Annotated in this window: 20 protein-coding genes; 6 read left to right on the top strand and 14 right to left on the bottom strand. The window is 63.0% G+C overall.

All coding sequences use genetic code 11. From position 1 onward, the window contains the following. Positions 1 to 620: 620 nt before the first annotated feature. From mce to B3H86_RS13755, 6 genes are read right to left on the bottom strand one after another with little or no spacing between them, the layout of a single operon-like run. The gene (gene mce / locus B3H86_RS13780) at positions 621 to 1,046 is read right to left on the bottom strand and encodes a methylmalonyl-CoA epimerase (RefSeq protein ID WP_292054928.1); all 426 of its coding nucleotides are present in this window, start codon (positions 1,044 to 1,046) and stop codon (positions 621 to 623) included. Next, entirely contained in the window at positions 1,046 to 3,199 is a 2,154-nt protein-coding gene (scpA, locus tag B3H86_RS13775) for a methylmalonyl-CoA mutase (protein WP_292054927.1), read from the bottom strand. Before scpA ends, mce begins: the two co-directional genes overlap by 1 nt. Beyond that, entirely contained in the window at positions 3,196 to 4,575 is a 1,380-nt protein-coding gene (locus B3H86_RS13770) for a methylmalonyl-CoA mutase family protein (protein ID WP_292054925.1), read from the bottom strand. Before B3H86_RS13770 ends, scpA begins: the two co-directional genes overlap by 4 nt. Positions 4,576 to 4,580: 5 nt before the next feature. Continuing rightward, positions 4,581 to 6,557, bottom strand: a complete 1,977-nt coding sequence (locus B3H86_RS13765) for an acetyl-CoA carboxylase biotin carboxylase subunit (protein WP_292054924.1) — start codon at positions 6,555 to 6,557, stop codon at positions 4,581 to 4,583. Between the two features lie 5 nt (positions 6,558 to 6,562). After that, complete coding sequence (locus tag B3H86_RS13760; protein WP_292054923.1) at positions 6,563 to 7,000, bottom strand: hypothetical protein; 438 nt, start codon at positions 6,998 to 7,000, stop codon at positions 6,563 to 6,565. A 9-nt stretch (positions 7,001 to 7,009) separates the two neighbouring features. Next, on the bottom strand, positions 7,010 to 8,545 hold the full coding sequence (locus B3H86_RS13755) for an acyl-CoA carboxylase subunit beta (RefSeq protein ID WP_292054922.1): 1,536 nt from the start codon (positions 8,543 to 8,545) through the stop codon (positions 7,010 to 7,012). A gap of 133 nt (positions 8,546 to 8,678) precedes the next feature. Between B3H86_RS13755 and B3H86_RS13750 the strand changes: the two genes are divergently transcribed. Continuing rightward, positions 8,679 to 10,082: a helix-turn-helix domain-containing protein gene (locus B3H86_RS13750; RefSeq protein WP_292054921.1), complete on the top strand. Its 1,404-nt coding sequence runs from the start codon at positions 8,679 to 8,681 to the stop codon at positions 10,080 to 10,082. A 248-nt stretch (positions 10,083 to 10,330) separates the two neighbouring features. Further along, positions 10,331 to 12,547, top strand: a complete 2,217-nt coding sequence (locus B3H86_RS13745; RefSeq protein ID WP_292054919.1) for a TonB-dependent receptor — start codon at positions 10,331 to 10,333, stop codon at positions 12,545 to 12,547. 32 nt (positions 12,548 to 12,579) lie between these two features. Here B3H86_RS13745 and B3H86_RS13740 read toward each other — a convergent pair whose 3' ends face one another. Beyond that, complete coding sequence (locus tag B3H86_RS13740; RefSeq protein WP_292054918.1) at positions 12,580 to 12,990, bottom strand: SHOCT domain-containing protein; 411 nt, start codon at positions 12,988 to 12,990, stop codon at positions 12,580 to 12,582. A 197-nt stretch (positions 12,991 to 13,187) separates the two neighbouring features. On the opposite strand from B3H86_RS13740, the gene B3H86_RS13735 reads away from it, so the two are divergent. The 4 genes from B3H86_RS13735 to B3H86_RS13720 are packed head-to-tail and all read left to right on the top strand — an operon-like array spanning position 13,188 to position 19,247. Next, positions 13,188 to 15,698, top strand: a complete 2,511-nt coding sequence (locus tag B3H86_RS13735; RefSeq protein WP_292054917.1) for an ABC transporter substrate-binding protein — start codon at positions 13,188 to 13,190, stop codon at positions 15,696 to 15,698. Next, on the top strand, positions 15,695 to 16,540 hold the full coding sequence (locus B3H86_RS13730; protein WP_292054916.1) for an ABC transporter permease: 846 nt from the start codon (positions 15,695 to 15,697) through the stop codon (positions 16,538 to 16,540). The genes B3H86_RS13735 and B3H86_RS13730 overlap by 4 nt, the downstream gene beginning before the upstream one ends. Positions 16,541 to 16,542: 2 nt before the next feature. Beyond that, positions 16,543 to 18,135: a dipeptide ABC transporter ATP-binding protein gene (locus tag B3H86_RS13725; protein ID WP_292054914.1), complete on the top strand. Its 1,593-nt coding sequence runs from the start codon at positions 16,543 to 16,545 to the stop codon at positions 18,133 to 18,135. Further along, on the top strand, positions 18,132 to 19,247 hold the full coding sequence (locus tag B3H86_RS13720; protein WP_292054913.1) for a P1 family peptidase: 1,116 nt from the start codon (positions 18,132 to 18,134) through the stop codon (positions 19,245 to 19,247). The genes B3H86_RS13725 and B3H86_RS13720 overlap by 4 nt, the downstream gene beginning before the upstream one ends. Before the next feature lie 3 nt (positions 19,248 to 19,250). Here the strand turns inward: B3H86_RS13720 and B3H86_RS13715 are convergent, their stop codons facing one another. From B3H86_RS13715 to B3H86_RS13685, 7 genes are all read right to left on the bottom strand, one after another. After that, positions 19,251 to 20,522 (bottom strand): efflux RND transporter periplasmic adaptor subunit, encoded by a 1,272-nt coding sequence (locus tag B3H86_RS13715; protein WP_292054911.1) that lies wholly within the window; start codon positions 20,520 to 20,522, stop codon positions 19,251 to 19,253. Then, on the bottom strand, positions 20,498 to 21,925 hold the full coding sequence (locus B3H86_RS13710) for a TolC family protein (protein WP_292054909.1): 1,428 nt from the start codon (positions 21,923 to 21,925) through the stop codon (positions 20,498 to 20,500). Before B3H86_RS13710 ends, B3H86_RS13715 begins: the two co-directional genes overlap by 25 nt. Beyond that, positions 21,915 to 23,084, bottom strand: a complete 1,170-nt coding sequence (locus B3H86_RS13705) for an ABC transporter permease (RefSeq protein WP_292054904.1) — start codon at positions 23,082 to 23,084, stop codon at positions 21,915 to 21,917. The genes B3H86_RS13710 and B3H86_RS13705 overlap by 11 nt, the downstream gene beginning before the upstream one ends. Positions 23,085 to 23,089: 5 nt before the next feature. After that, positions 23,090 to 23,713: an ABC transporter ATP-binding protein gene (locus B3H86_RS13700; RefSeq protein ID WP_292054902.1), complete on the bottom strand. Its 624-nt coding sequence runs from the start codon at positions 23,711 to 23,713 to the stop codon at positions 23,090 to 23,092. Between the two features lie 96 nt (positions 23,714 to 23,809). Next, positions 23,810 to 24,340, bottom strand: a complete 531-nt coding sequence (locus B3H86_RS13695) for a hypothetical protein (protein WP_292054900.1) — start codon at positions 24,338 to 24,340, stop codon at positions 23,810 to 23,812. A gap of 253 nt (positions 24,341 to 24,593) precedes the next feature. Next, a complete protein-coding gene (locus B3H86_RS13690) occupies positions 24,594 to 25,100 on the bottom strand; it encodes a hypothetical protein (protein ID WP_292054898.1) in 507 nt (168 codons plus the stop codon). Between the two features lie 154 nt (positions 25,101 to 25,254). Further along, on the bottom strand, positions 25,255 to 25,654 hold a 400-nt coding region (locus B3H86_RS13685; protein WP_292054897.1), incomplete at its 5' end, for an acetyl-CoA carboxylase biotin carboxyl carrier protein subunit.

The following is a 25,654-nucleotide window of genomic DNA, read 5'->3' as shown; positions in this document are numbered from 1 at the left end:
TGGGCGGCGGCGGTCGCGGTGGACGCGGTGGCCAGATGCTGCCGGGCCAGGGCCGCTTCAACGTCAGCCTTTATCACACCTACCGCATGACCGATGAGCTGACGATCCGTGACGGTCTGCCGGTCATCGACCTGCTGGACGGCGGCNNCGGCGCGACCGGCACGCGCGGTGGACAATCCCGCAACGAGATCCAGCTTCAGGCCGGTGTATTCAAGAACGGCATGGGCGCCTTCATGAACGCCAACTGGGCCGAGGGCACGCGTATCTCGGGCGGTAACTCGGGCGACCTGAATTTCTCGGACCTGGCGACCGTGAACCTGAACATGTTCGCGGATCTGGGCCAGCGCACCAAATGGGTCGAGAAATTCCCGTGGCTGGCTGGCTCGCGCGTTTCGATCGGCATCGAGAACATCTTCGACGAGAAGATCAAGGTGACGGACGCACAGGGAAATACCCCCCTGTCCTATCAGCCTGACTATCTGGACCCGATGGGCCGTACCTTCCGGATCAACTTCCGCAAGATCATCTTCTAAAACGAAAGGCCCGCCCGAAACCGAGCGGGCCTTTTTGTATGCGCGAAACGAAAAAGGCCCGCAGTCACCTGCGGGCCTCTCTTTGTCTTAGTGGTGGTCGCCCTTGGGGCTTTCCATCAATTCGATCAGGACGCCGCCCATCTCCTTCGGGTGAAGGAAGACGACAGGCGTGCCGTGGGCGCCGATGCGCGGCTCGCCGGTGCCGAGGATGGTCACGCCCTTGGCGCGCATCTCGGCCACGGCGGCGTGGATGTCCTCAACCTCGAAACAGACGTGATGCTGACCGCCCTTGGGGTTCTTGGCGAGAAAGCCGACAATCGGGCTGTTCTCGTCAAACGGCTCGATCAGTTCGATCTGGGCGGTCGGGGTATCGACGAAGCAGACCTTCACACCCTGCGCCGGAAGATCGAACGGCTCGCCGATCTTGGTCGCGCCGAGGATGTCGCGATAAAGTTTGATCGACTCCTCGATTGACGGCGTGGCGACGCCAACGTGGTTCAGATTACCGATCATCACTTCTTGTCCGCTTTGGGTTGGGCATAGCCCAGACGCTCGTTCAGTTTTTCGATCAGGTCCGCTGCCGTGTCGGCGATCACCGAACCGGGCGGATAGACGGCGGCTGCGCCCATATCCAGCAGAGGCTGCACATCCGACGGCGGGATCACGCCGCCGACCACGATCATGATGTCCTCGCGGCCCAGCTTGGCCAGCTCGGCCTTCAACTCCGGCACCAGCGTCAGGTGACCCGCCGCCAGCGACGAGGCGCCGACCGCGTGGACGTTCTTCTCGACGGCATCCTTGGCCGCTTCGGCAGGCGTCTGGAACAGAGCGCCCGCCGTCACGTCAAAGCCGAGGTCGCCATAGCCGGTCGCCACAACCTTTTGACCACGGTCGTGACCGTCCTGGCCCAGCTTGGCGATCAGGATGCGCGGCGGACCGCCATCATTCTCGACAAAGGTGGCGACCATGTCGCGAGCGCGGGCGACCTTCGGATCGTTACCCGCTTCCTTGGCATAGACGCCCGAGACGGTCTTCACCTCGGCGACATGGCGACCGAAGGCGGCCTCCAGCGCGTCGGAGATTTCACCCACGGTGGCCTTGGCACGGGCGGCACGCACCGACAGTTCCATCAGGTTGGCATTGCCGCGTGCACCATTGGTCAGCTCGGTCAAAGCCGCTTGCACGGCCGCCTCGTCACGCTCGGCACGCAGACGTTGCAGCTTCTCGATCTGGCGCGCGCGAACCTCGGCATTGTCGACCTTCAGCATCGGAATGTCGTCAACGACAGGGTTCAGATATTTGTTCACGCCGACCACAGTCTGCTGGCCCGTGTCGATACGGGCCTGAGTGCGGGCAGCAGACTCTTCGATCCGCAGCTTTGGAATACCGGCTTCGATGGCCTTGGCCATCCCGCCGTATTCCTCGACCTCGGCCATCAGGGCGCGGGCCTTGGTGGCGATCTCGTGGGTCAGGCGCTCGACATAGTGCGAGCCGCCCCAAGGGTCGATCACGCGCGTCAGGCCGGTTTCCTGCTGAGCCAAAATCTGGGTGTTGCGGGCGATGCGGGCCGAGAAGTCGGTCGGCAGGGCCAGTGCCTCGTCCAGAGCATTGGTGTGCAGGGACTGGGTCTGGCCACCGGCGGCGGCCATACACTCGATCATGGTGCGCGGCACGTTGTTGAACACGTCCTGCGCGGCCAGCGACCAGCCGGAGGTCTGGCAGTGGGTACGAAGCGACAGCGACTTCGGATTGACGCCGCCTTCCTTCTTCACGGCCTCGGCCCACAGAAGGCGACCGGCGCGCATCTTGGCCACTTCCATGAAGTAGTTCATGCCGATGGCCCAGAAGAAGCTGAGGCGCGGCGCGAAGGTATCGACCGCCATGCCCGCAGCCTTGCCCGCGCGCAGGTACTCGATGCCGTCCGAAAGCGTATAGGCCAGCTCGATATCCGCAGACGCCCCCGCTTCCTGCATGTGGTAGCCGGAAATGGAGATCGAGTTGAACTTCGGGGTTTCCTTCGAGGTCCACTCGAAGATGTCCGAAATGATCCGCATCGAGGGCGACGGCGGATAGATGTAGGTGTTGCGGACCATGAACTCCTTCAGAATGTCGTTCTGAATGGTTCCGGTCAGTTGGGCGTGCTCGACGCCCTGCTCTTCGCCCGCCACGACATAGAGGGCGAGGATCGGCAGAACCGCGCCGTTCATGGTCATCGACACCGACATCTTGTCGAGCGGGATGCCGTCGAACAGGGTCCGCATGTCGAGGATGCTGTCGATGGCCACGCCAGCCATGCCGACGTCGCCCTTCACGCGCGGGTGGTCGCTGTCATAGCCGCGGTGGGTGGCAAGGTCGAAGGCGACCGACAGACCCTTTTGGCCCGCCGCGAGGTTGCGGCGGTAGAAGGCGTTGGACTCTTCGGCCGTAGAGAAGCCCGCATACTGGCGGATCGTCCACGGCGCACCGGCATACATGGTCGGATACGGGCCGCGCACGAAGGGCGCAAAACCGGGCAGACCCTCGAGGAAGTCGAGGCCCTCGATGGCCGAGGCGTCATAGGACGGCTGGACGGTGATGCCCTCGGGCGTGGTCCATGCCTCGCGGGCGGGGCCTTGGCCCGTGGTGCCCAGTTCCAGTGTCAGCTTGGAGAAATCAGGGAAGCTCATTGGCCTGCCTCCTCGAACGCGGCGGCAATACGGACGGGTTTCAGCGGCTCGAACGCGCCATAGGTCGGCACTTCGTCATCGGCCTGGCTGACGACCACGCCGCGCACATCGGGGTCCACGAATTTGGTGACACCGACGATATGCGCCGCGCCGTTCTGATAGGCTTTTTCGGCAAACTCGCGGGCGCGGGCGACGCGCTGTTGCACCAGACCGCCCTCAAGGAAGGCGACGATGCCACCCTCGGCCTCATAGGCCTGAAACTCGGTCCATGCGGCCTCGGCCAGTTCGCGGGTGCGGGCATCCAGATACCAGCTACCCGAGGCCGGATCATCGACGCGGCCCAGATTGCTCTCTTCCATCAGGATCAGCTGGGTATTGCGGGCCTGACGGCGGGCAAAATCATCCGGCAGACCGGCGGCGCGGGTAAAGCCATCCAGCACCACGATATCGGCCCCGCCGACACTGCCCGCAAATCCGGCGGCGGTCAGGCGCAGCATGTTCGGCCACGGATCGCGCGAGGCCAGCATACGGCGCGACGAACGGGCCTCGATCTGGGCCTGAACCTCATGGCCGAAAGCCTTGGACACGTTCGACCACAGGATACGCAGGGCGCGGATCTTGGAAAGGCTGTCGAAATACTGCTGGTCCACCGCGACGCCCAGCGTCACCGAGGCCAGCGCCTTTTCAACCGGCACACCCGCCGTCACCAGCGTTTTGACGTAAAGCACCGCCGACGACAGGGCAAAGGCCAGTTCCTGACCGATCGAAGCCCCTGCCTCATGGGCGACCTGCCCCGATGCGAGGAACAGACGCGCCTCGGGATAGGTGTTCGACCAGACGGCAGCCTTTTGCGCCGCTTCGCTGACGATCTTGGCAAAGTCCTCCGGCGCACCGCCCGAGCGGGCATAGGCCGAGATCGGGTCGAGGTGGAACGACAGCTTGGCGCGCGGCGAAGCCTTGGCCACGGCGTCCACCGCATCGCCCGCCTTCACTCCGTCAAAACCGGCATCCAGCGCAACCGGAGCCAGCTCCAGCGCCACGCCTTCCAGCGCGGTGGCCAGTGCGGCGGCATCCTTCACCACCGGACCCGACAACAGGACCGACGCGGCCCCGTTTTCCAGATCGGTCAGCACCGCCTTGTTCATGGCAGCGGCATCCCCGCCCTCGTTGATGGTGCGCAGGTCCCACGCGCGGCCTTCGCTGTCGCTGGGGCGCGGCGCGAACACCGATCCCGAAGCGTTGGCCGTGCCATACAGCGGGCGGGTCGCCAGCTGGTCCGCATCCAAATGGACGAGGCTTTCCAGCGGGCGCTCCTTCAGCGCCTTGATGGCGGCGTCGCGCCATTCCAGTGGCGAGGGGACGGGGAATTGGCTCATGGATCTTACTCGAACTCCACCAGAACGTCGTCGGCGGCGACAGGGTCGCCGGCCTTGGCCTTCACGGACTTCACCTTGCCGTCACGCTCGGCCTTGAGGATGTTCTGCATCTTCATGGCTTCGATGATGGCGACGGTTTCGCCCGACTTCACTTCCTGACCTTCGACGACGGGGATGTCGACAACAAGGCCCGGCATCGGCGACAGCGTCAGCTTGGATGTGTCGGCGGCCTGTTTCTCGGGCAGCAGGGCATAAAGCTCGGCCACTTCGGGGCGCACGATACGTACGCGGGCCTTTGCGGCACGCGAGCGGATATCAAAGCCATCGGCGGCGCGCTTCACTTCCAGCGTAAACGCTTCGTCGTCCAACACAGCGCGGAACAGGGACAGGCCCGGACGCCAGTCGATTTCCGACAGCACCACCACCTCGTCATTGATAATGACGTTCAGGTCTTCGGCCTCGTCGTAACCGACTTCGACTTCGTATGCGTCCTTGCCGACCAGAACCGTCCATTCCGAACGCTCGGACGGGTCACCATCCTGCTCGGCGATGACTTCGTTCATGGCGACGGCAGAGGCGATCATCTGCTTCACCTGAAGGGCGGTCGGCGCAACGCCGTTGAAGCCTTCGGGGAACTCGTCCTTGATATAGTTGGTGGTCAGCTTGCCCGACTGGAAGCGTTCCTGATCCATCACCGCCGCGAGGAAGGGCACGTTGTGGCCTAGGCCCGCAAGGTGGGTGTCTTCCAGAGCGCGGGCCATGCCCTTGATGGCCGCATCGCGGGTCTCGCCCCATGCGCACAGCTTGGCGATCATCGGGTCGTAGAACATGCTGATCTCGTCGCCCTCGCGGACGCCGCTATCGTTACGCACGACATAGCCGTCCTGCTCGCCCTCGGTAGGCTGCTCATAGCGCACCAGACGGCCAATCGACGGCAGGAAGCCGCGATAGGGGTCCTCGGCATAGATGCGGCTCTCGATGGCCCAGCCTTTGATCTTCAGATCTTCCTGCTTGAGGTTCAGATGCTCGCCCCAAGCCGAGCGGATCATCTGTTCCACCAGATCGACGCCGGTGATCAGTTCGGTCACAGGGTGTTCGACCTGAAGACGGGTGTTCATTTCGAGGAAGTAGAACGACTTGTCTTGCCCTGCGACGAACTCGACGGTGCCGGCGCTGTCATAGTTCACGGCCTTGGCCAGTGCTACGGCCTGTGCGCCCATAGCGGCACGGGTGGCTTCATCCAGCAGCGGCGACGGGGCCTCTTCGATGACCTTTTGATTGCGGCGCTGGATCGAGCATTCGCGCTCGAACAGGTGAATGACGTTGCCGTGCTTGTCGCCCAGCACCTGAATCTCGATGTGGCGCGGATCGACGATGAACTTCTCAAGGAAGACGCGGTCGTCACCAAAGGCGTTGATCGCCTCGGCCTTAACGGCGGCAAAGCCCTCAGCCATGTCCTCGTCGGAATGGGCGACGCGGATACCCTTGCCGCCACCACCAGCCGAGGCCTTGATCATGACCGGATAGCCGATCTCGCGGGCGATCTTCACGGCCTCTTCGGTCGTCTCGATCAGGCCCATGTGACCCGGAACGGTGGATACGCCCGCCTCTGCGGCGAACTTCTTGGAGGTGATCTTGTCGCCCATGGCGTCAATCGCCTCTGGGTTCGGACCGATGAAGGCGATGCCCTCTTCCTTCAGACGACGCGCAAAGCTGGCGTTTTCCGACAGGAAGCCAAAGCCCGGGTGCACAGCCTGTGCGCCCGTCTGCTTCACCGCATCCACGATCTTGTCTTGGATCAGATAGGACTGGGCCGCAGGCGACGGGCCGATATGCACCGCCTCATCCGCCATCTCGACCGCCAGCGATCCGGCATCGGCGTCGGAATAAACCACCACCGTCTTGATGCCCATCTTGCGGCAGGTCTTGATGATGCGAACAGCAATCTCGCCGCGGTTGGCGATCAGAATTTTATCGAACATTTGTTTCACTCAGCTTCGTCATCTAGACCCTCCTCAAAGGGCCAGTTTGGGTCGAGAACCAGAGACGTTCCGGCCGCACCGTTGAAGTAAACACCGTTGTGTCCAGAAGAGTGAGACATGATCAGCTCTTCAAATTTTGCTGCTAGTTTTTCTGCTTGAACGCGAGAGCAAGGATTCAGCTCTACCGAATAACAAGCCTGAGCCTTGCTATCGCAAAATACGGAATTGATCAGTGTTCGATATTTTAGTGGAAGCGCTTCAACGACAGAAACCATAATCTTTAGCTCATGAGCTTTGTCGTACCTGCTGCTTATGCTGACGCCATCGACCGAAACATCACCGACCGTAGTGGTCGGCACTTTTTCGTCATCCCCAGAATGGAAGCGATCTGCCTCAGCCTTTACGACTTCTGGTTCCCGTTTAGGAATTCGCACAGATGACAATATTTCCTCCTACAGCGGGATGTTGTCGTGCTTCTTCCAGGGGTTTTCCTGGACCTTGTTCTTCAGAGTGCCGAGGGCCTTGATCAGGCGGCGTCGCGTGCCGTGCGGCATGATGACGTCGTCGATATAGCCGAGACCTGCCGCCACGAAGGGGTTGGCGAAGCGTTCCTTGTATTCGGCTTCACGCGCAGCCAGAGCTTCGGGATCGCCCGCTTCCTTGCGGAAGATGATTTCCACGGCGCCCTTGGCCCCCATGACGGCGATTTCTGCGGTCGGCCATGCATAGTTGACGTCGCCGCGCAGGTGCTTGGACGACATCACATCGTATGCACCGCCATAGGCCTTGCGGGTGATGACGGTCAGCTTGGGCACCGTCGCCTCGGCATAGGCGAACAGCAGCTTGGCGCCGTGTTTAATCAGCGCACCGTATTCCTGCTTGGTGCCAGGCATGAAGCCCGGAACGTCCACAAAGGTCACCAGCGGGATGTTGAAGGCGTCGCAGAAACGCACGAAGCGCGAGGCCTTGCGGCTGCTGTCGATATCCAGAACGCCCGCCAGCGTCTGCGGTTGGTTGCCGACGATGCCGACAGTCTGGCCATCCAGGCGGCCAAAGCCGCAGATAATGTTCTTGGCGAAGTCGGCACCGATCTCGAAGAAGTCCGCCTCGTCGACGACCTTCAGGATCAGTTCCTTCATGTCATAGGGCTGGTTCGGGTTGGCGGGAACAAGGGTGTCCAGCGAGGATTCCTCGCGGTCGGCCTCGTCATAGGTTTCGCGCACCGGCGGCTTTTCGCGGTTCGACAGCGGCAGGAAGCCGATCAGGCGGCGAACCTCGGCCAGAGCCTCAAGGTCGTTCTCGAACGCGCCATCGGCCACGCCCGACTTGCCCGCATGGACGCGCGCGCCGCCGAGGTCCTCGTGGCTGACCACCTCGTTGGTGACGGTCTTCACCACGTCGGGGCCGGTCACGTACATATAGGACGTGTCCTTCACCATGAAGATAAAGTCGGTGATGGCGGGCGAGTAAACATCGCCACCCGCGCACGGGCCCATGATGACCGAGATCTGCGGGATAACGCCCGAAGCCAGCGTGTTCTGCAGGAAAATGTCGGCGTAACCGGCTAGGCTTTCGACGCCTTCCTGAATACGCGCACCGCCCGCATCGAACAGGCCGATGATCGGCGCACCCGCCGTCAGGGCCATCTTCTGCAGCTTGACGATCTTGGCCGCATGCGCGCCCGACAAAGAGCCGCCAAAAACGGTGAAGTCCTTGGAGAAGACAAAGACCAGACGGCCATTGATGGTGCCGCGACCGGTGACAACGCCGTCACCCGGAATGCGCTGCTTGTCCATGCCGAAGTCGTGGCTGCGGTGCTCCACGAACATGTCCGTCTCTTCGAAGCTGCCCTCGTCAAGCAGCACGTCGATGCGCTCGCGCGCGGTCAGCTTGCCCTTGGCATGCTGGGCCGCGATGCGCTTTTCGCCCCCGCCCAGACGGGCCGCGGCGCGACGGCGCTCGAGTTCCTCGAGGATGGCCTGTGTCATGGAAATCCGACTCCCTCACGAAATGTTTCTGAAAAGAACAGCGGTCCTTGCAAAAAGGCAATCGCAACTTTGCAAATCGTGCGGAACTGTGTGACTTTGCCAAGGATTTTGGGAGCGTTTGCAAAGTTGCAAAATGGGCGAAAAGCTATTTCTGGGAAACAAGGTTCGCAAACTGCGTGAGGCCAAAGGCTGGACCCTGGACCAGTGCGCGAGCCGTCTGGCGCTGTCGCCATCCTATCTTTCGCAGATCGAAACCAACCAGCGACCGGCCACCGCGCGGGTGCTGATCTCGCTCACCCGCGCCTTTGACGTGGACGCCAGCATTTTTGACCTGGAGGGTGACGCCCGCCTGATCGCGGACCTGCGCGAAGCGGTCACCGACGTGGCGGGATCGGGCGAAATCCCCTCGCCCGCCGAACTGAAGCACGCCGTCACCAATGCGCCGCGTCTGGCGAGGCAGTTCCTGACCCTGCACCAGAACTATCGCCGTCTGGATGACCGCCTAAAGACCCTGAACGAGACGCTGGGCCGCGACGAGAAACAGGTGTCCGCCCCCGTCCTGCCCTATGAGGCCGTGCGCGACTTCTTCCACTATCGCGACAACTATATCGACGTGCTGGACCAGGCCGCCGAACAGCTGGCCGAGCGCCTGTCCATCGGGGCCGCCAACCACCCCGAACGACTGTTGGAACAGGCGCTTGGCGACCTATGCGGTGTGCGGGTGGCCTATGGCGAGGGGTTGATGCGGCGCTATGACCCGCAGGCGCGCATCCTCTATATCGACCCTGCCCTGCCCGCCGCGACCCGCAGCTTCCAGATGGCGCACCAACTGGGTCTGCTGGTCTTTGCCGACGCAATCGAGGACGAGCTGGTCCGCGCCAATTTCGACACCCAGGCCGCCACCGATGTGTGCCGCGTGGGGCTGGCCAACTATGCGGCAGGGGCGATCCTGATGCCCTATCGCCGCTTCCTCGACAGCGCCCGCGACCTGCGCCATGACGTCGATCTGATGCGCCAGCGCTTCCACACCAGTTTCGAACAGGTGTGCCAGCGCCTGTCCACCTTACAGCGCCCCGGCTGGCGCGGCGTGCCGTTCTACTTCGCCCGCGTGGACATGGCGGGAAACATCACCAAACGCCACAGTGCCACCCGCTTCCAGTTCGCCCGTTTCGGCGGGGCCTGTCCGCTGTGGAACGTGCACGAAGCCTTCAGCTCGCCCGACCGGATTCTTGTGAACCTGTCGGAAATGCCCGACGGCAGCCGCTACATCTGCATCGCCAAGAGCGTGTCCAAACCGGGCGGATCGTATCTGGAGCCGGACCGTCGCTATGCCTTGGGCCTCGGCTGCGAGATCGAGCATGCGGACCAACTGGTCTATGCGGCGGGGCTGGACCTGAACGGCCCGCCGATACGCATGGGGGTGTCGTGCCGCATCTGCGAACGGACGGACTGCCAACAGCGGGCTTTTCCGCCGATCGACCGGACCCTGCACGTCACTCCTAACGAGCGCGGCGTCATCCCCTACGCACTGGGATAAACCGAGCCTGACCCTAGGTCAGTCTTGCTATAAAAGTACGACGTTGACGGGCGATGTTTTTGCACTGCAATGTGCAGTTGTGCATTGCGAATATTGACGCTGTTGTCATCGATGGTCCGAGCGCGGCCCATCCGTCCGTCCAGACACCCGCCCCCCATCGAACATTCGCCCATGATGGCTGTGCCCGTACGCTTGAACGGCGGAACGCATGCCTTCGCCCTGTCCGTCAACTGCCCTTCGAGACGTCCATGACCAAGGCCCTTCTTGCCTCGACCGCCAGCTTTCTGGCTCTCGCCATCGGCGGCATCGCCCATGCCGAAGAGGTCGTGACCGAAGACCCGCAGGTCGCCCGCGTCGGCGACATCGTCGTCACCGCCCAGCGCCGCGAACAGGCCAGTCAGGACGTGGGCGTCTCGCTCAGCATCATCGGCGGCCAGACGCTGGACGAGCGCGCCATCAGTGTCGTCAACGACCTCGAGAATGCCGTGCCCAACATGGAGGTCGACAGCCAGTACGGCAGCGGCCAGCCCCAGTTCCGCATCCGCGGCATCGGCGCGCGCGAATACTCGTCAAACAATGCCTCCACCGTCGGCGTCTATGTGGACGAGGTCGCCCATCCCTATACGGTGACGACCCAAGGGGCCCTGTTCGACATCGCCCGCATGGAGGTTCTGCGCGGCCCGCAGGGCACCCTCTATGGCCGAAACACCACCGGCGGCGCGGTCAACATCATCACCAATACCCCGACCGATTATCTGAGCGGCGGCTTCAACGCCGAATATGGCAGCTATGACCGATACAAGGTCGAAGGCTACGTTTCCGGCCCGATAACCGACACCCTGTCGGGCCGCCTTGCTGCCACCACCGAACAGGGCAGCGCGTGGCAATACCACCGCGACACGGGCGAAGCCCTCGGCGATGCCGACAAGACCGCCATCCGTGGTCGCCTGACGTGGGATGCCAGCGACAGCACCACCGTCGATCTGTCCGCCACCTGGCAGCAGGACCAGTCCGACGGCCTCGGCTTCCGCCTGCTGGGTCCGTACCGCGTGGCCGATGGCTCGATCACCTATCCGGCGGATACGGCATGGCGCATTACAGGGTGGCAGATCGCGCCGGATATGGCGGCCGTGGCGGGCCTGCCGCTGAATGCCAAACCCCAACGCGACAACGAAGGGTTCGACCTGTCGCTGCGCATCAAGTCCGACCTCGGCTTTGCCGACCTGACCTCGATCAGCGCCTGGCAGACCTTCAAGCGCAACGAATACAACGACTGGGACGGCACCCGCTTCGCCGAAAGCGACACCTACTTCTACAACGAGATCGAGGTGTTCGCGCAGGAGGTGCGTCTGGCCTCCAACAGCGGCGGTCCGGTGCAATGGATGGTCGGCGGCCACTATGCCAACGAAAGCAACGATGGCGGTTTCTACACCCGCTTCCGTGGCATCAGCGGCCTAATCAACACCGCCTATGCGCAGGACGTCGAAGCGTTCGGCCTGTTCACCCACAACAGCTGGCAGGTGACGGACCGCCTGAACCTGATCGCGGGCCTGCGCTGGGAAAGCGAAGAGCGCACCCTGTTGAGCGCCGGCACCGTGACGGCTCCCGCTATCCCGCCCGCGCCGACACGCTATGAAACCGACATGTCGGAGTTCTCGGGCCGTCTGGGTCTGGAATACGATCTGACCGACACCGCCATGCTGTACGCCAGCATCTCGCGCGGCGTGAAGTCGGGCGGATTCACCACCTATAACGCCACCTCCGCGACGCCGTTCAGGCCCGAAACCGTCATCGCCTATGAGGCGGGCATCAAGTCGGACCTGTTCGGCAACCGCCTGCGCCTTAACGGTGCGGTCTTCTATTACGACTATCAGGACCAGCAGGTCCAAGGTCTGGAATACGACCGCGAGCGTGGCCGTCTCGGCAAGATCACCAATGTGCCGGAATCCAGCATCTATGGCGGCGAGATCGAGCTGACGTGGGTGCCGCTGGACGGCCTGACCATCAGCCAGAACCTCGGCTACAAGTCCGGCAAATACGATGAGTATTTCGCAATCGACGGCGCGGCGACCGACGCCGCCAACCCCGTCGACGGCCCGTGGGACACCATCATCACCAACGACCGCTCGGGCGAACGCCTCGGCTTCCCCAAGCTGAACTATGGCGGTCAGGTCGCCTATGACTGGATGTTCAGGGGCTGGGACCTGCGCGCCGAGACCAACTACAACTACCGCGACGAGCTATATTCCGTCACCGCATCCTCGATCATCGACGCCTACTGGCTGTTCAACGCCAGCCTGACCGCTGGTCCGTCAGACGCCAACTGGCGCGTCTCGCTGTGGTCGCGCAACCTGTTCGACACCTATTACGAAGAGACCCGCAACGGCTTCAACTCCTCGTCGCGCCCCACCACCAGCCCCCGTCAGGGCCGCACCGTGGGCGTGAGGCTGAGCATGGAGTTTTAAATGGAAAGGGCGGCCTTGGCGGGCCGCCTTTTTTACTTTTGCACACCTGCATCTATCGCAGTAGGACGCAAAAGCTCTTTTCTAGCATTTTCGTACTCTTGGGTACTGATAAGTCCCTTCTCCAAAAGAACGGCCCATTTTTGTAACTCATCAGCAGTTGATACGCCTGCTTGTACGGCAAACGTCGGACGCGTTGCATGCTTACGCTCTCCGAACACTTTAACTGCAGTTGAAGCCTTGGCTCCAACATTTTGAATATACTTAAAAACAATATATATAGTACTCACAGCAAAAATGGCAGCACCGATAAAAAATATAATGCCAAATATAATAGATCCTAAACCGTCTACTATATCATAAATCAAATAATGAATTCCTGCATACGCATATGACAGCGCAATAATAATAATACCTAAGTATATTCCAATAAATTTTCTAAACAATGCACAATCTCCCCTTTGAGCATTTATAATTTACCCTAAACAATCAAGATTATATTTCCATTAACATTCTTTCAATCGATGCAGAGAAGGGTATCCTACACGCGCTAAATAGGGCTTACACTTCCCAAATTTACACGACTAATCAGTCCGGTAAGGTCCACTTGGCATTTTTCAAGGCAAAATCTGGCGTATTGCGCGTGGTCAAGGTGTTGGCGACGGGGCTGGCCTTGATGGTCGCGCCTGTGGCCTCAGCCGACGCGCCGCAAAGCCGGATCGTCATCGGCGTACCACTGGAGCCGCCACATCTGGACCCCACGACGGGCGCGGCGGCGGCGGTGGACGAGATCACCTATGCCAACATATTTGAAGGTCTGACGCGGCTGACACCCAATGGCACGGTCGCGCCGCAACTGGCCGAGAGCTGGAGCGCGTCTCCGGACGGCCTGTCGTGGACCTTCCACCTCAAGCGCGGCGTGACCTTCAGCGACGGCTCGGCCTTTGATGGCAACACCGTCCGCTATGCCCTGATGCGTATCGTAGCCGAGGGCTCGACCAATGCGCAGAAGGCCCTGTTCACGCCCATCCGTGCGGTGGATGTGATCGACGCCCACACCGTCACCATCCGCCTGTCGCGGCCCGTGGCCAACCTGCCCTATCTGTTGGCGTGGGGCGATGCGGCCATGGTGTCGCCCGCCAGCGCCGCGACCAATGCGACCCAGCCCGTCGGCACCGGCCCCTATCGCCTCGCCCGCTGGCAGCGCGGGGGCGAGCTGGAATTGGTTCGCCGCGAGGATTATTGGGGCCGCGCCCCGCAGACCGACCGCGTAGTGTTCCGCTTTATCGGTGACCCCGCCGCCGCCTTCGCCGCCGTTCGCGCGGGCGATGTGGACGCCTTCCCCAACTATCCGGCACCGGAGACGGTGGGCGAGCTGCGTCGCAATCCCGCCCTGCGGGTGACCCAAGGCCTGTCCGAGGGCAAGGTCATCATGGCGATGAACAACGCCCGCGCACCGTTCAACGACGTCCGCGTGCGCCGCGCCCTGTCCTATGCCATCGACCGCAAGGCCATCATCGACGGGGCCATGTTCGGGTTCGGCCAGCCGATCGGCAGCCATTATTCGCGTCAGGCGTCCGGCTATGTCGATCTGACGGGCCGGTATCCACACGATGTGGAAAAGGCCCGCCAACTGCTGGCCGAGGCAGGCTATCCGAACGGGCTGGACGTGACGCTGCGCATCCCGCCGCGCCCCTATGCCCGCCGCAGTTCCGAGGTACTGGTGTCGCAACTGGCCGAAGCCGGTGTTCGGGTGAAGGTCGAGACGCTGGAATGGGCGCAATGGCTCGATCAGGTGTTTGGCCGCAAGCAGTTCGACCTGACCATCGTCGAGCATGTCGAGCCGATGGATTATGACATTTATGGCCGCAAGGACTACTATTTCGGCTATGACAGCCCGGCGTTTGACGCCCTGTTGGCGCAGGTGAACACCGCGCCGGACGAGGCCACGCGGCTCAAGCTGCTGGGCGACCTTCAGCGCCTGATCGCTGACGATGCGGTCAATGTTTTCCTGTTCCAGTCCTCGCGCATTGGCGTGTCGCGCCAAGGCATAGACGGCCTGTGGATAAATGCCCCCATCGCCGCCAATGACATGACAGGTGTCCACAGCGAAGGCGCGGGCACGACTGCGGCATCCCTCACGGCCTCAAACCTCTCATGGGGCTGGATCATCGCCATTGGCCTGATCGCCGCCCTCGCCTTCAGCGTGTGGAAACTGGGCCCGGCGTGGACAGCCAAGCGGTTGGTCGGCCACGGCCTGACCTTACTCGCGGCATCGGTGGTGATCTTTGGCCTCTTGCAGGTGCTGCCGGGTGATCCCGCCGCCTATATGATGGGCCTGAACGCCAGCCCCGAGGCCATCGCCACCTTACGCGAACAGATGGGGCTGAACGGCGGTCTGATCGAGCGGTATCTGGTGTGGACAGGCGGGCTGCTGCGCGGTGATTTCGGCATCAGCTATACCTATCAGACGCCCGTCACGGCCCTCATCGGAGAGAGGCTGGCCGTCTCCCTGCCGCTGGCCCTGTCTGCGCTGGTGCTGTCGGTGCTGGTCGCCCTGCCCGTCGGTGTGCTGGCCGCCCGCAACCACGGCAAGGCGGCGGACGGCGGCCTGATCGCCCTGATGCAGGCGGGCATAGCCATTCCGAACTTCTGGCTGGGTCTGCTGTTGATCCTGCTGTTTTCCGTCACGCTCGGCTGGCTTCCGGCGGGCGGGTACAGCGGCTGGACCTCGCTCGTCCTGCCCGCCATCGCCCTTGCCGCGCCGCAAGCGGCCATTCTGGCCCGTGTGCTGAGAACCGCCCTGCTGGACACCCTGAACGAGGATTACGTCCGCACCGCCCGCGCCAAGGGCCTTTCGCGCCATGCGGCCCTGATCCGTCACGCCCTGCCCAATGCGTGGATTCCGGTGCTGACGGTGCTGGGGCTGCAAGCGCCCTTCCTACTGGCGGGTGGCGTAGTGATCGAGAACGTCTTTTCCCTGCCCGGCCTTGGCCGTCTGGCCTTCCAGGCCGTCAGCCAGCGCGACCTGATCGTGGTGCAGGGCGTGGTTATGGTGCTGGTCGCCGTGGTGGTGATCGTCAGCCTGTTGGTGGACATCGCCTATGCCGTGGCCGACCCTCGCCAGCGTGACAGCGACAGGAGCGGCCGATGATCTTCGCTGCTTTCGACCGTATTCGCGCCATCCGTCCGCTATCGCTCAAGATCGGGCTGGCGCTGGCTGTTGCCGTGGTGGCAACCACCGTGCTGGCCATGATCTGGACGCCGCAAGACCCGCTGGCGCAGGACACTACCGCCCGCCTGATGGCCCCGTCGGCAGGCCACCTGTTCGGTACCGACGCACTAGGCCGCGATGTGCTGTCACAGGTAATGGCGGGGGCCGCCAACAGTCTGGGCGTTGCGGGCGCAGGCGTAATCATCGGCCTGTTGTTCGGTGTGCCGATGGGCCTTTGGGCCGCCTCGCGCAAGGGTTTTGCCGATGACATCATCATGCGCGGTAGCGACCTTGTGTTTGCCTTCCCGTCGCTGTTGACCGCCGTCATGCTGGCCGCCGCGACGGGGCCGAGCGCCCTCAACGCCGCCATTGCGCTGGGTGTGTTCAACATCCCCGTCTTTCTGCGCATGGTGCGCGGGGCCGGACGCGGCCTGTGGCAGAGGGACTATGTCACCGCCGCCCGCGCGGCGGGTCGATCCAACCTGTCCGTCTCGGTTCAACACATCCTGCCCCATGTTCTGGGCCTGCTCAGCGTTCAGGCCGCGGTGCAGTTCGCCGTGGGCGTGGCCGCCGAAGCGGGCCTGTCCTATCTCGGCCTTGGCGCACAGCCGCCCGCGCCCAGCTGGGGCAGGATGCTGGCCGAGAGCCAGACCCTGATCGGCACGGCCCCGTGGCTGGCCATCTTCCCCGGCCTTGCTATCTTCGTCACCGTGCTGGCGCTCAGCCTGCTGGGCGATGGCCTGCGCGACCGCCTCGACCCGCGCCTGCGTCGGGAGGTTTGAGCATGAGCCTTCTGGACATCCACAACCTGTCGCTGACGCTCGATGGGCGCGCTCTTCTTTCGGACATCAGTCTGTCCGTCGCCGCGGGAGAGATCGTCGCCCTTGTCGGTGAAAGCGGGTCGGGCAAGTCGCTGACCGCCCTGTCGGTGCTGGGCCTCGCCCCCGATCAGGCGCAGATCACCGGCGATATCGTGCTCGAAGGCCAGTCCCTGACCGAACTGGATGACCGTGCGCTACAGGCCATCCGCGGCCGCAACATCGGCATGGTGTTTCAGGAACCGCTGACGGCACTGAACCCTGTCATGCCCATCGGCGATCAGGTAGGCGAGGTGGTGCGCCTGCACACCCGCTGTTCCCGCAGCGAGGGCCGCGCTGCCGCCCGCAAGGCACTGGATGATGCAGGGTTGGCGGCACCGCGCTTTACTCTCGACCTCTATCCGCACCAGCTTTCCGGTGGCCAGCGCCAGCGCGTGGCCATCGCCATGGCCACCGCCCTGCAACCGCGCCTGTTGATCGCCGACGAGGCCACTAGCGCCCTTGATCCCGTCAATCAGGCGCGGGTGCTGGACCTGCTCTGTGCGCGGGCCAAGGAAGGCGGTTCGGGCCTCCTGCTGATCCTGCACGATCTGGCCGTGGCTCGCGAACGAGCTGACCGTGCGGTCGTCATCCGCCAAGGCCGCATCGTCGAGACCGCCCCTGCCGAAGCCTTGGGCCGCGAGGGTCTGACCAGCGACTATGGCCAAGCCCTGCTGCGCGATGCCCTGCACACGCCGCCGCCTCGCCTGCCCGCACCCGACGCGCCGGTGGTGGCGCAAGCTGTGGATGTGGTCCGCACCTATGCCGGTTCGCGCAAACTGTTCGGCAAGGGGCCGCAAATCCGCGCCGTAGAGGGCGTCAGCCTGTCGATCAAACGCGGTGAGAGCGTCGGCCTGATCGGCGAAAGCGGCTGTGGCAAGTCCACCCTGTTACGGGCCTTGGCGGGGTTGGAGGCGGTTCAGGGCGGGCGCGTCCTTATCAACGGCCACGACTGGACCGACAAAACCCGCCAACGCCAGATGCGCCAACGCATCCAGCCCGTTTTTCAGGATCCGGGGGCCAGCCTTGATCCACGCTGGAGCGTTTACCGCTCGCTGTGCGAACCCCTGCATCTGCTCGACACTCCGCCGGAAAATCCTGAGCGCCTCGCCGCCCAAACCTTGGAACAGGTCGGCCTCGACGCCAGCTTCCTCAACCGTCTGCCGCACCAGATGTCGGGCGGCCAACGACAACGGGTGGCGCTCGCCCGCGCCCTGATGACCAAGCCGGATCTGATCGTTCTGGACGAAGCCGTCTCGGCTCTGGATGTGACGGTGCGGGCGCGCATCCTCGACCTGTTGTCCAACCTGACGCACGAACACGGCATCGCCTTGCTGTTCGTCAGCCATGATTTGGAAGTCGTGCGCCGCCTGACCGACCGCCTGCTGGTGATGGAGGCAGGCCGTATCGTCGAGGAAGGCGCGACCCAAACAGTGCTTGCGAACCCCACCCATCCGGCGACACAAAGGCTGGTCACGGCCACGCCGCAACTGAAGCCGCCAGCGGAGCCTGCATCATGAACCGTCGAACCGTTCTCAGCGGAGCCATCATCGGTGCCGCTGCCGCTGCCACAGGTGCCGCCGCACAGGAGACCCGCGTGACCAAGCCCAAGGGACAGACCGGACCGCGCAACCTGATCACCGATGTGGCGGGCCTCAAGATCGGTCAGGCGCACGACGCCAAGGCCCGCACGGGGGTGACCGTCATCCTTGCCGAAACGCCCGCCGTCGCCGCCGTCGATGTGCGCGGCGGTGGTCCCGCAGGCCGCGAAACCGATGTGCTGAAGGCTGAAAATCTGGTGCAGGAGGTGGACGCCATCGTCCTGTCGGGCGGGTCGGTCTATGGCCTCGCCGCCGCCGACGGCATCGCCGCATGGATGGGGATGCGCGGGCGCGGCTATGGCATGGGCGGCGGCGCAGGCGTTCCGCCCTCGCCCATCGTGCCCGCGGCCTGCCTCTATGATCTCGCCAATGGCGGCGACAAACAGTGGGGCATGGACCCGCCCTATCGCCGCTTGGCAGTAGAGGCTCTGGAAGGCGCGGGCGATACCTTCGCCCTCGGCACCGCAGGCGCAGGCTATGGCGCACAGGCGGGTGGTCTGAAGGGCGGCATTGGTTCGGCTTCTTCCGTCACGAGTGACGGCTGGACCGTCGGGGCCATCGCCGCCGTCAACAGCGTCGGCTCGGTCATCGCACCCGACAGCCGCCAGTTCTGGGCCGCCCCCTTCGAGATCGGTAACGAGTTCGGCGGCCTCGGCTCCGCCGACCTGTCCGCCGCCCATGAGGACTGGGGCAGCGCCAAATTCAATCCGCGCCCGCGCGAGAACACGACCCTCGCCGTCGTCGCCACCGATGTCGCGCTCAGCCGCGTTGAATGCCAGCGGCTCGCCATCATGGCGCAGGACGGCCTGTCACGCGCGATCCGTCCGGCCCACGCCCCGTTCGACGGGGATACGGTGTTCGTCCTGTCCACGGGCAAGATCAAAATCGACGATCCGGCCCAGCGCAACATCGCCGTCAGCCGCCTCGGCAACATCGCCGCCGACACCCTCGCCCGCGCCATCGCCCGCGGCGTGTTCGAGGCCACCGCCTATGACGGCACCACCGCGGGCACATGGAAATCGACCGACTGAACCCTATGGGTTGAAGTCGCCGCCGATCGGCCAGACCACCGTCTCTCCGACCTTCAGCCCGGACAGCACTTCCGCCCTGTCCGGCCCGACGCGGCCCAGTTGGATCGAGCGCGTTTCGATGCGACCGTCCGCCTTTCTCAAGCGAAGCTGGGGCCCGCCATTGATCAGGGCCGCAACCGGCACGGATATGGCCTTTTCAGCCTTGTAGAGCGTCAGGCTGACACTGCCGGTCATGCCGATGCGCAAGGTGGATGCATCCTCTGGCGACAGCGGATCCAACCGTACACGCGCCGCAAACTGGGTCTTGTCAGAGGTAGATGAAGCCTCGGCCTCACCCGCCACGCTGATCAGCCGTCCGCTCAGCGTCCGCCCGTTAAAGCCCGGTCCTGTCACATCGGCAGACGTGCCCACCTCCAGCAGCGCCAGATCGGCCTCGTCCACGCGGAACGCCACATCCAGACCATCCATCGCCGCGATCACGCCCAGGCTCTGCCCCGTCGAGACCTTGCCGCCGACCTTGGGGCCATTGTCCTGCCCTGGATTGCTGGATTGGGGACGGACCATGATACCGGCCCTGGGCGCAGTGATGACCGAACTTGCGCCCGCCGTCGCTTCCTTGAGGCGTGTGGCGGCCAGCCCATGCTGGATCAAGCTCACGTCACGCTCGACCCCCGAGCCGCGTGAGCGGGTTGTCTGCAGGTCTTCCTGCGCCGCCACCACGGCTTCGCGGGCCTGACGCAGACTGTTCTGCTGGCTTTCCATTTCGGATCGGGCAATCAGCCCGCGATCATACAGGCGTCTGGCCTCGTCGTGGCGGCGCTCGTTATCCGACAACTGATAGCGGGCGTTTTCCAATGCACGCTCTGCACGTCGCATCTCCGGCCCCGTCGCCCAGACTTGCATTTTCCGGGCGGCTTCTTCGGCTGTCATATAGGCGATGCGGGCCTCGGCCTGGTTGCGCCACACATCGTCGGGGTTCAGCCGGAAAAGCACCTGCCCGGCCTCGACCCTCTCGCCAAAGCGGAAACCGATTTCCAGCACACTGGCATCACCGGGCGACAGCACCTCGACCTGTTCACCCGGCGCGATGCGGCCCGAAAACGACTGGCGGATCACAAACGGTTCTTCGGCGACCACATAGCTAGCCATAGGCGTATCGGCCTGTGGCTCATCCGATCGCGAGAACGCCAGCAGCATGGCCCCCAGGCCGAGCGCCCCCGTCACCGCCAACACCAGGCGCGGACGCCGTTTCAATCTTCCAAGGAAATTTGCCATGTCTCCAGCGTCCTCCCCAACTGTTGGTCCAGTGCGGTGAGCGCATTGGCATAGGCAATGCGCGCCGAAAGCGCCTGCGCATCGGCGGCGCGCAATGTGGATTGCAGGGAAAGCACCTCGAAATTGCTGGCCCTTCCCGCCTGCAAACGCTCGTTGTGGAGTTCGAGGCTGCGCGCGGCCAGATCCTTGGCCCGCAGTGCCGCCTCCAGCTGTCTCCAGCGAGATGCCACCTCGGCCACGGCATCGCGTATCTGGCGCTCCACACGCTCCAGATTTCCTTCATAGCGAAGGTGGGCGGAGTGCACCGATGCCTTGGCGGCCATCACATTGCGCCTGCCCGTGAAATCGCCCAGCGGGATGTTGAGCTGAAGCCCTACGGAGTGGGAACCGACTTCGCGCCCGCCGGTGCCGTCACTGTACCGGTCAAAGCCTGCGCTCAGCGACACATCCCAAAGCCGGTTGTTCCGCGCCAGCTTCTCGGTCATTTCGACCTGTTCCAGACCCAGCTTCTGGACCCGGATGTCCGTGCGGTTTGCCAAGGCAAAGGCGACGGCGGCGTCCTCGTCGATCTCGACCGGCTGCACATCCACCGCATCGACCGCCCGTATCGGTGTGTTCGGTTCCAGCGCCAGAAGGGTCAGCAACTGGGCCTGCGATGCCGTCAGAGCCCGCTCAGTTTCCAACAGTGCCACTTCCTGATTGGCGACATCGGATTGGGTCTGGACGATATCGGCCGCCGCCATACGTCCGGCCTCGATCAGCAATTGGTTGGTTTCCAACAGCTGGCGGCTGCGCTCCAGCCCCATTCGTGCCAGTTCCAACCGCTCCTGTGTCTGGATCAGGTTGCGATAGGCATAGGTGATCTGGTCAACCAGACTGGCAACTGCCTGTTCTTCCTGAAGACGTGAAATCTCGGCCCCGATACGCGCCTGACGCAGCGGCGCCATGTTCACATCCCAACCGGCCCCTCTCAGCAAAGGCTGGCTCAGGGTCATGGAAAAGCCTGTGCTGGCTCCGCCGCGGCCATCAAGCGGCTCATAACGCGACCAGCCGGCAGACACAGATGTACCGACCGGACTGGTCCACCGGATACTGGGCGATACAGTCAGGTCTTCGGTCGCGGGCAGTCCGTCCGACTTGCGGCGGATCGCCGACACCGAAACGCCTGCACTGGGCCAATAGGCACGGTGCGCCAGAAACAGATCGAAACGGTCGATTGCCCGCGCCATGCGCAAGGATCGCAGGTCGCGGTTGTCACGCAGGCCCAGCGCCACCGCTTCTTCCAGGGTGAGATCCAGCACGGCACCCGCCACCTGTCCGCTCCTGGCGAAAGCGGGCACGGGTTCGGTCACCACCAGCAGCGCCGCGACCGCGCATAACCACGCCACAACACTAGTCCGCACGAAGCGCCTCCACTGGCAAAATCCGCGCGGCCGAAACCGCCGGATGGATACCGAAAACCAGCCCGACCGCGCCCGCGATTCCGGTGCCCCAAAGCATGACCGAGGGATCGAATGCGAAGCTGATCGGCAGGACCAGACACCCCAGTGTCGTCATGCCCACACCGGCCAGCGCCCCCAGGAATCCACCACCCAGAGACAGGGCCACGGCCTCGACGATAAAGATGAAAACGATCTCTGAAGGGGTCGCGCCGATGGCCGCCCTCAGACCGATTTCACGTCGGCGCTCCATCACGGACATCAGCATGACGTTCATCACGCCCACGCCGCCGACCAACAGGGACACAGACCCGATGGCGATCAGAATGGCCGACATCAGATTCATCTGGCTTTTCATCGCCTCGATCATTTCGCGCGGGGTGACGGTCTTTACGGGCTGACCCCGCGACTGCATCTGCTTCTGGAGGGCCGCCCCCCATTCGGACGGGTCGATATCCGGCTGGACGCGCACCAGAGCATGGCTGAACCCTTCGCGGGTCATCACCCTGCGTGCGCAGCCAAGACCGATGAAAACCGTCTCGTCGGGCGAAACCGGATTGAGGGCCTGCGGGGCGACAACCGGCAGAATACCGACAACCTGATAGCCGTAGCCGCCGATAAAAGCCTGATCGCCAGGACGGGCACGCGTCTCGCGCGCGGTTCGCGCCCCTATGACGGCAGCCCCGTTACAGCCGTCTATCTGTGTCAGGTCACGCCCTTGCGATACGCCCAGTTTCAACATGTCCAAGGCTTCGGGTGATATGGCCGCAACCGATGCCGATGTCGCCGCATCACCGATGCGCACCGTCGCGCGGCTGACCGCCAGGGGCGCTGTGACTGCCACGCGCGGGTCGGATGCCATCACAGCATGGATCAAGGCCGGCTCCAGCCAGTTCTCGCCCCCCGTATCGGGGCTGATCTGCACCGTATCCACGCCCACGGCCTTGAAGCGGGACATCACCTCTGTACGGGCGATGTGGGCAAAACTCATCAAAGCCACGATAGACGCCGAGCCGATCATCACGCCCAGCAGGGCCAGCAGGGAACGGCGGCCCTGCGAGCGAAGACTGGCCACAGCCTCGCGTGCCAGCTCTGTCCAGACGCCCCCCGCGGAAAACCCCATTCTTCCTAGCCCCTTACCGGCGGAAGAATACGGCCATCACGCATGACGATCCGGTGGTCACAACTGGCTGCCAGTCGGTCGTCGTGGGTGACCATCAGGATGGACACCTGATCGTTCAGGTTGATGTCGCGTAGCAACGACATCACCATCGCCCCGCTCTCGCTGTCCAGATTTCCGGTCGGCTCATCGGCCAGCAGCAGGCGCGGACGGGTGACAAGCGCGCGCGCGATCGCCACGCGCTGACGCTGTCCGCCCGACAACTCTTCGGGCCTGTGGTGTATGCGGTCACCTAGGCCCACCCGCTCCAGCTGGGCGATGGCAGCGTCACGGCGCGCCTTTCGTCCCACAGCACGGTGCACCAGCGGCAGCGCCACATTTTCCCACGCGGTCAGACGTGGCAGCAGATGGAAGGACTGAAACACAAAGCCGATCAGGCGGTTGCGGACCTTGGCCGCTTCATGGGCATCCAGCCCCGATACGCACTGGCCCGCGATCTCGATCTGTCCCTGCTGCGGGCGATCCAGCAAACCGATCAGGTTCAGCAATGTGCTCTTCCCCGATCCTGACGATCCGGTAAGCGCCCACATCCGTCCAGACGGCATGGACAGGCTCACCCGGTCCAGAACCATCGTTCTGGACCGGGCCGGGCCATAGCCATGCGTGATATCGGTTAATCGCAACATGGAGGACCGGCCGGACAGTGGCAGCCGTCCGGCCTTACTCACTTAGTTACGCTCGATATCGACGAGCGAGCTGGCAGCCTTCAGCTTGCCATTGATCTTGCAGTCCTTGGCACCGCCAACGCCCGGAATGGTCACGTTGTTGAAGGTCAGGATACCGTTTGCGTTGTCCCAATCGGCGATAACGTCGCCTTGGCACGAGCTGGTCAGGGTACCGACCGTGAGGTTGCGGATGCGCAGTTTGGTGGCAACGCCGCTGCCCGACGGACCCGGGTTTTCGATTTGGACTTCATGGGCCAGCGCCGGGAAGCTCACCAGACCGCAAAGGCCCAGAGTGCCGCCGCTCAGCGAAGCCGAGGTCAGCCAGGCAATCTTGCCGTCGCTTTCGAAGTAGATCGTGAACGCTGCATTACAGTTCAGTGCAACGGTCTGTTCGACGGCCAGAGTACCGAGCGCCGAGGTGGTGCCCAGGTTCTGATAGGTGCCATGCGGCTGGAAGTTTTGGTCACCAGCGAATGCCGGAGCGCCAACGGCGATGGCAGCAACAGCTGCGAACGAAGCGATGATGCGTTTCATGGAATGTTTCCTCCCAATTGCAACCTCAGATTGAGGTCGAGGTGGAGCATTCCCACAACCTACACGAGAGTCAACATGCAACCTTAGCTTTAAAAATCACCAAATTTTGAAATTCGTGGAAAAGCCTTAAACTATCTATGGTTGTAATCTTGAAAAACATTGGTGCCGATGTTTCGGCGCTAAACTTGAAGCGGCGCTTACCGGTCCACACCCGACTTCTTTTGAGGAGAGAACCGGCAAACCAACGCCTTGATCAATATCGACCGAACGTTAAAGCCTTACCCGAAGCAATATGCGCAGACACGGTGCAGTCTGCTGGCGGGGTTCCTAGACCCGGTAAAATAACGTTGTTGGCCGTGGCGTACGTCGTGCTCCATGACCACGGAATATCGCCACCGCAATAGCCAAGCCCCTTAAGCTTAGTGGCCAGCATAAACACCGTATTTGCGGGACCTGTGCCTCCTGGACCAGGCGAAGAAACGTATAGAGGATAGGGGATGTCTTCGAACGTATAGATCGCGCACAGCCCGAGATATCCGCCTGACAGCGCGATACTAGTCACCCAAGCCGCCGAGCCATCGACCTCGGTATAGATCGTTATGTTTACGCTGCAGTTCAGCGTGATCAGTTCCTGAATGATGAAAGTTCCGGTTAGCGAAGTATATGTACCGGCGGGAAGATAATACTCTGGCCCAGCGGTCGCGCTTTGTGCCGACATCAGTACAAGGGCCGCAGCCCCAGCTTTAAAATGCCCTCTCATACTCAGCCTCCTTGCTCAAATTTATCAACCTAAGGCTGCACAATGAGGCTGTCACAGCTTTCAACAATGTCAACAACTGTAGATTGCAACTGCTTATGAGCACGAAAAAGGGCCCCGCATTCGCAGGGCCCTTAAATCGTCAGTTTATCGAGTGCTACTCGGTGTCGATTTTGACCAATAGAGCCTCGACCTGAACCTGGTCGCCGGCGGTGCAGTTCACCTCTTCGACCACACCGTCGAAGGGCGCGGTCAGGGTGTGTTCCATCTTCATGGCTTCCAGTGTCAGCAGCTTCTGGCCCTTGGTGACAGTGTCGCCTGCGACCACTTCGACCGCGATCACCTTGCCCGGCATGGGGGCGAGGATGGAGCCGGAACCGACACCGCCGTCAGCACCACCCACGGCCCGCCACGGGCGCAGAACGAAACGCTCGCCGCCTTCGTTCAGGACGGCCTGACGCTGGGGCGCGGTGTTGGAAAGGCCCGCCAGTTCAACCGGATAGTCGCGGCCGTGCTGGTCGCTGAGGCGCATGGTCCGGCGCGGGCCCGCGTTCAGG

Origin of the sequence: Brevundimonas sp. UBA5866, from assembly GCF_002432125.1 — a bacterium.
Classification (GTDB): Bacteria; Pseudomonadota; Alphaproteobacteria; order Caulobacterales; family Caulobacteraceae; genus Brevundimonas.
The sequence above is the reverse complement of the archived record's forward strand: the minus strand, read 5'-3'. Positions and strand labels throughout refer to the sequence as shown.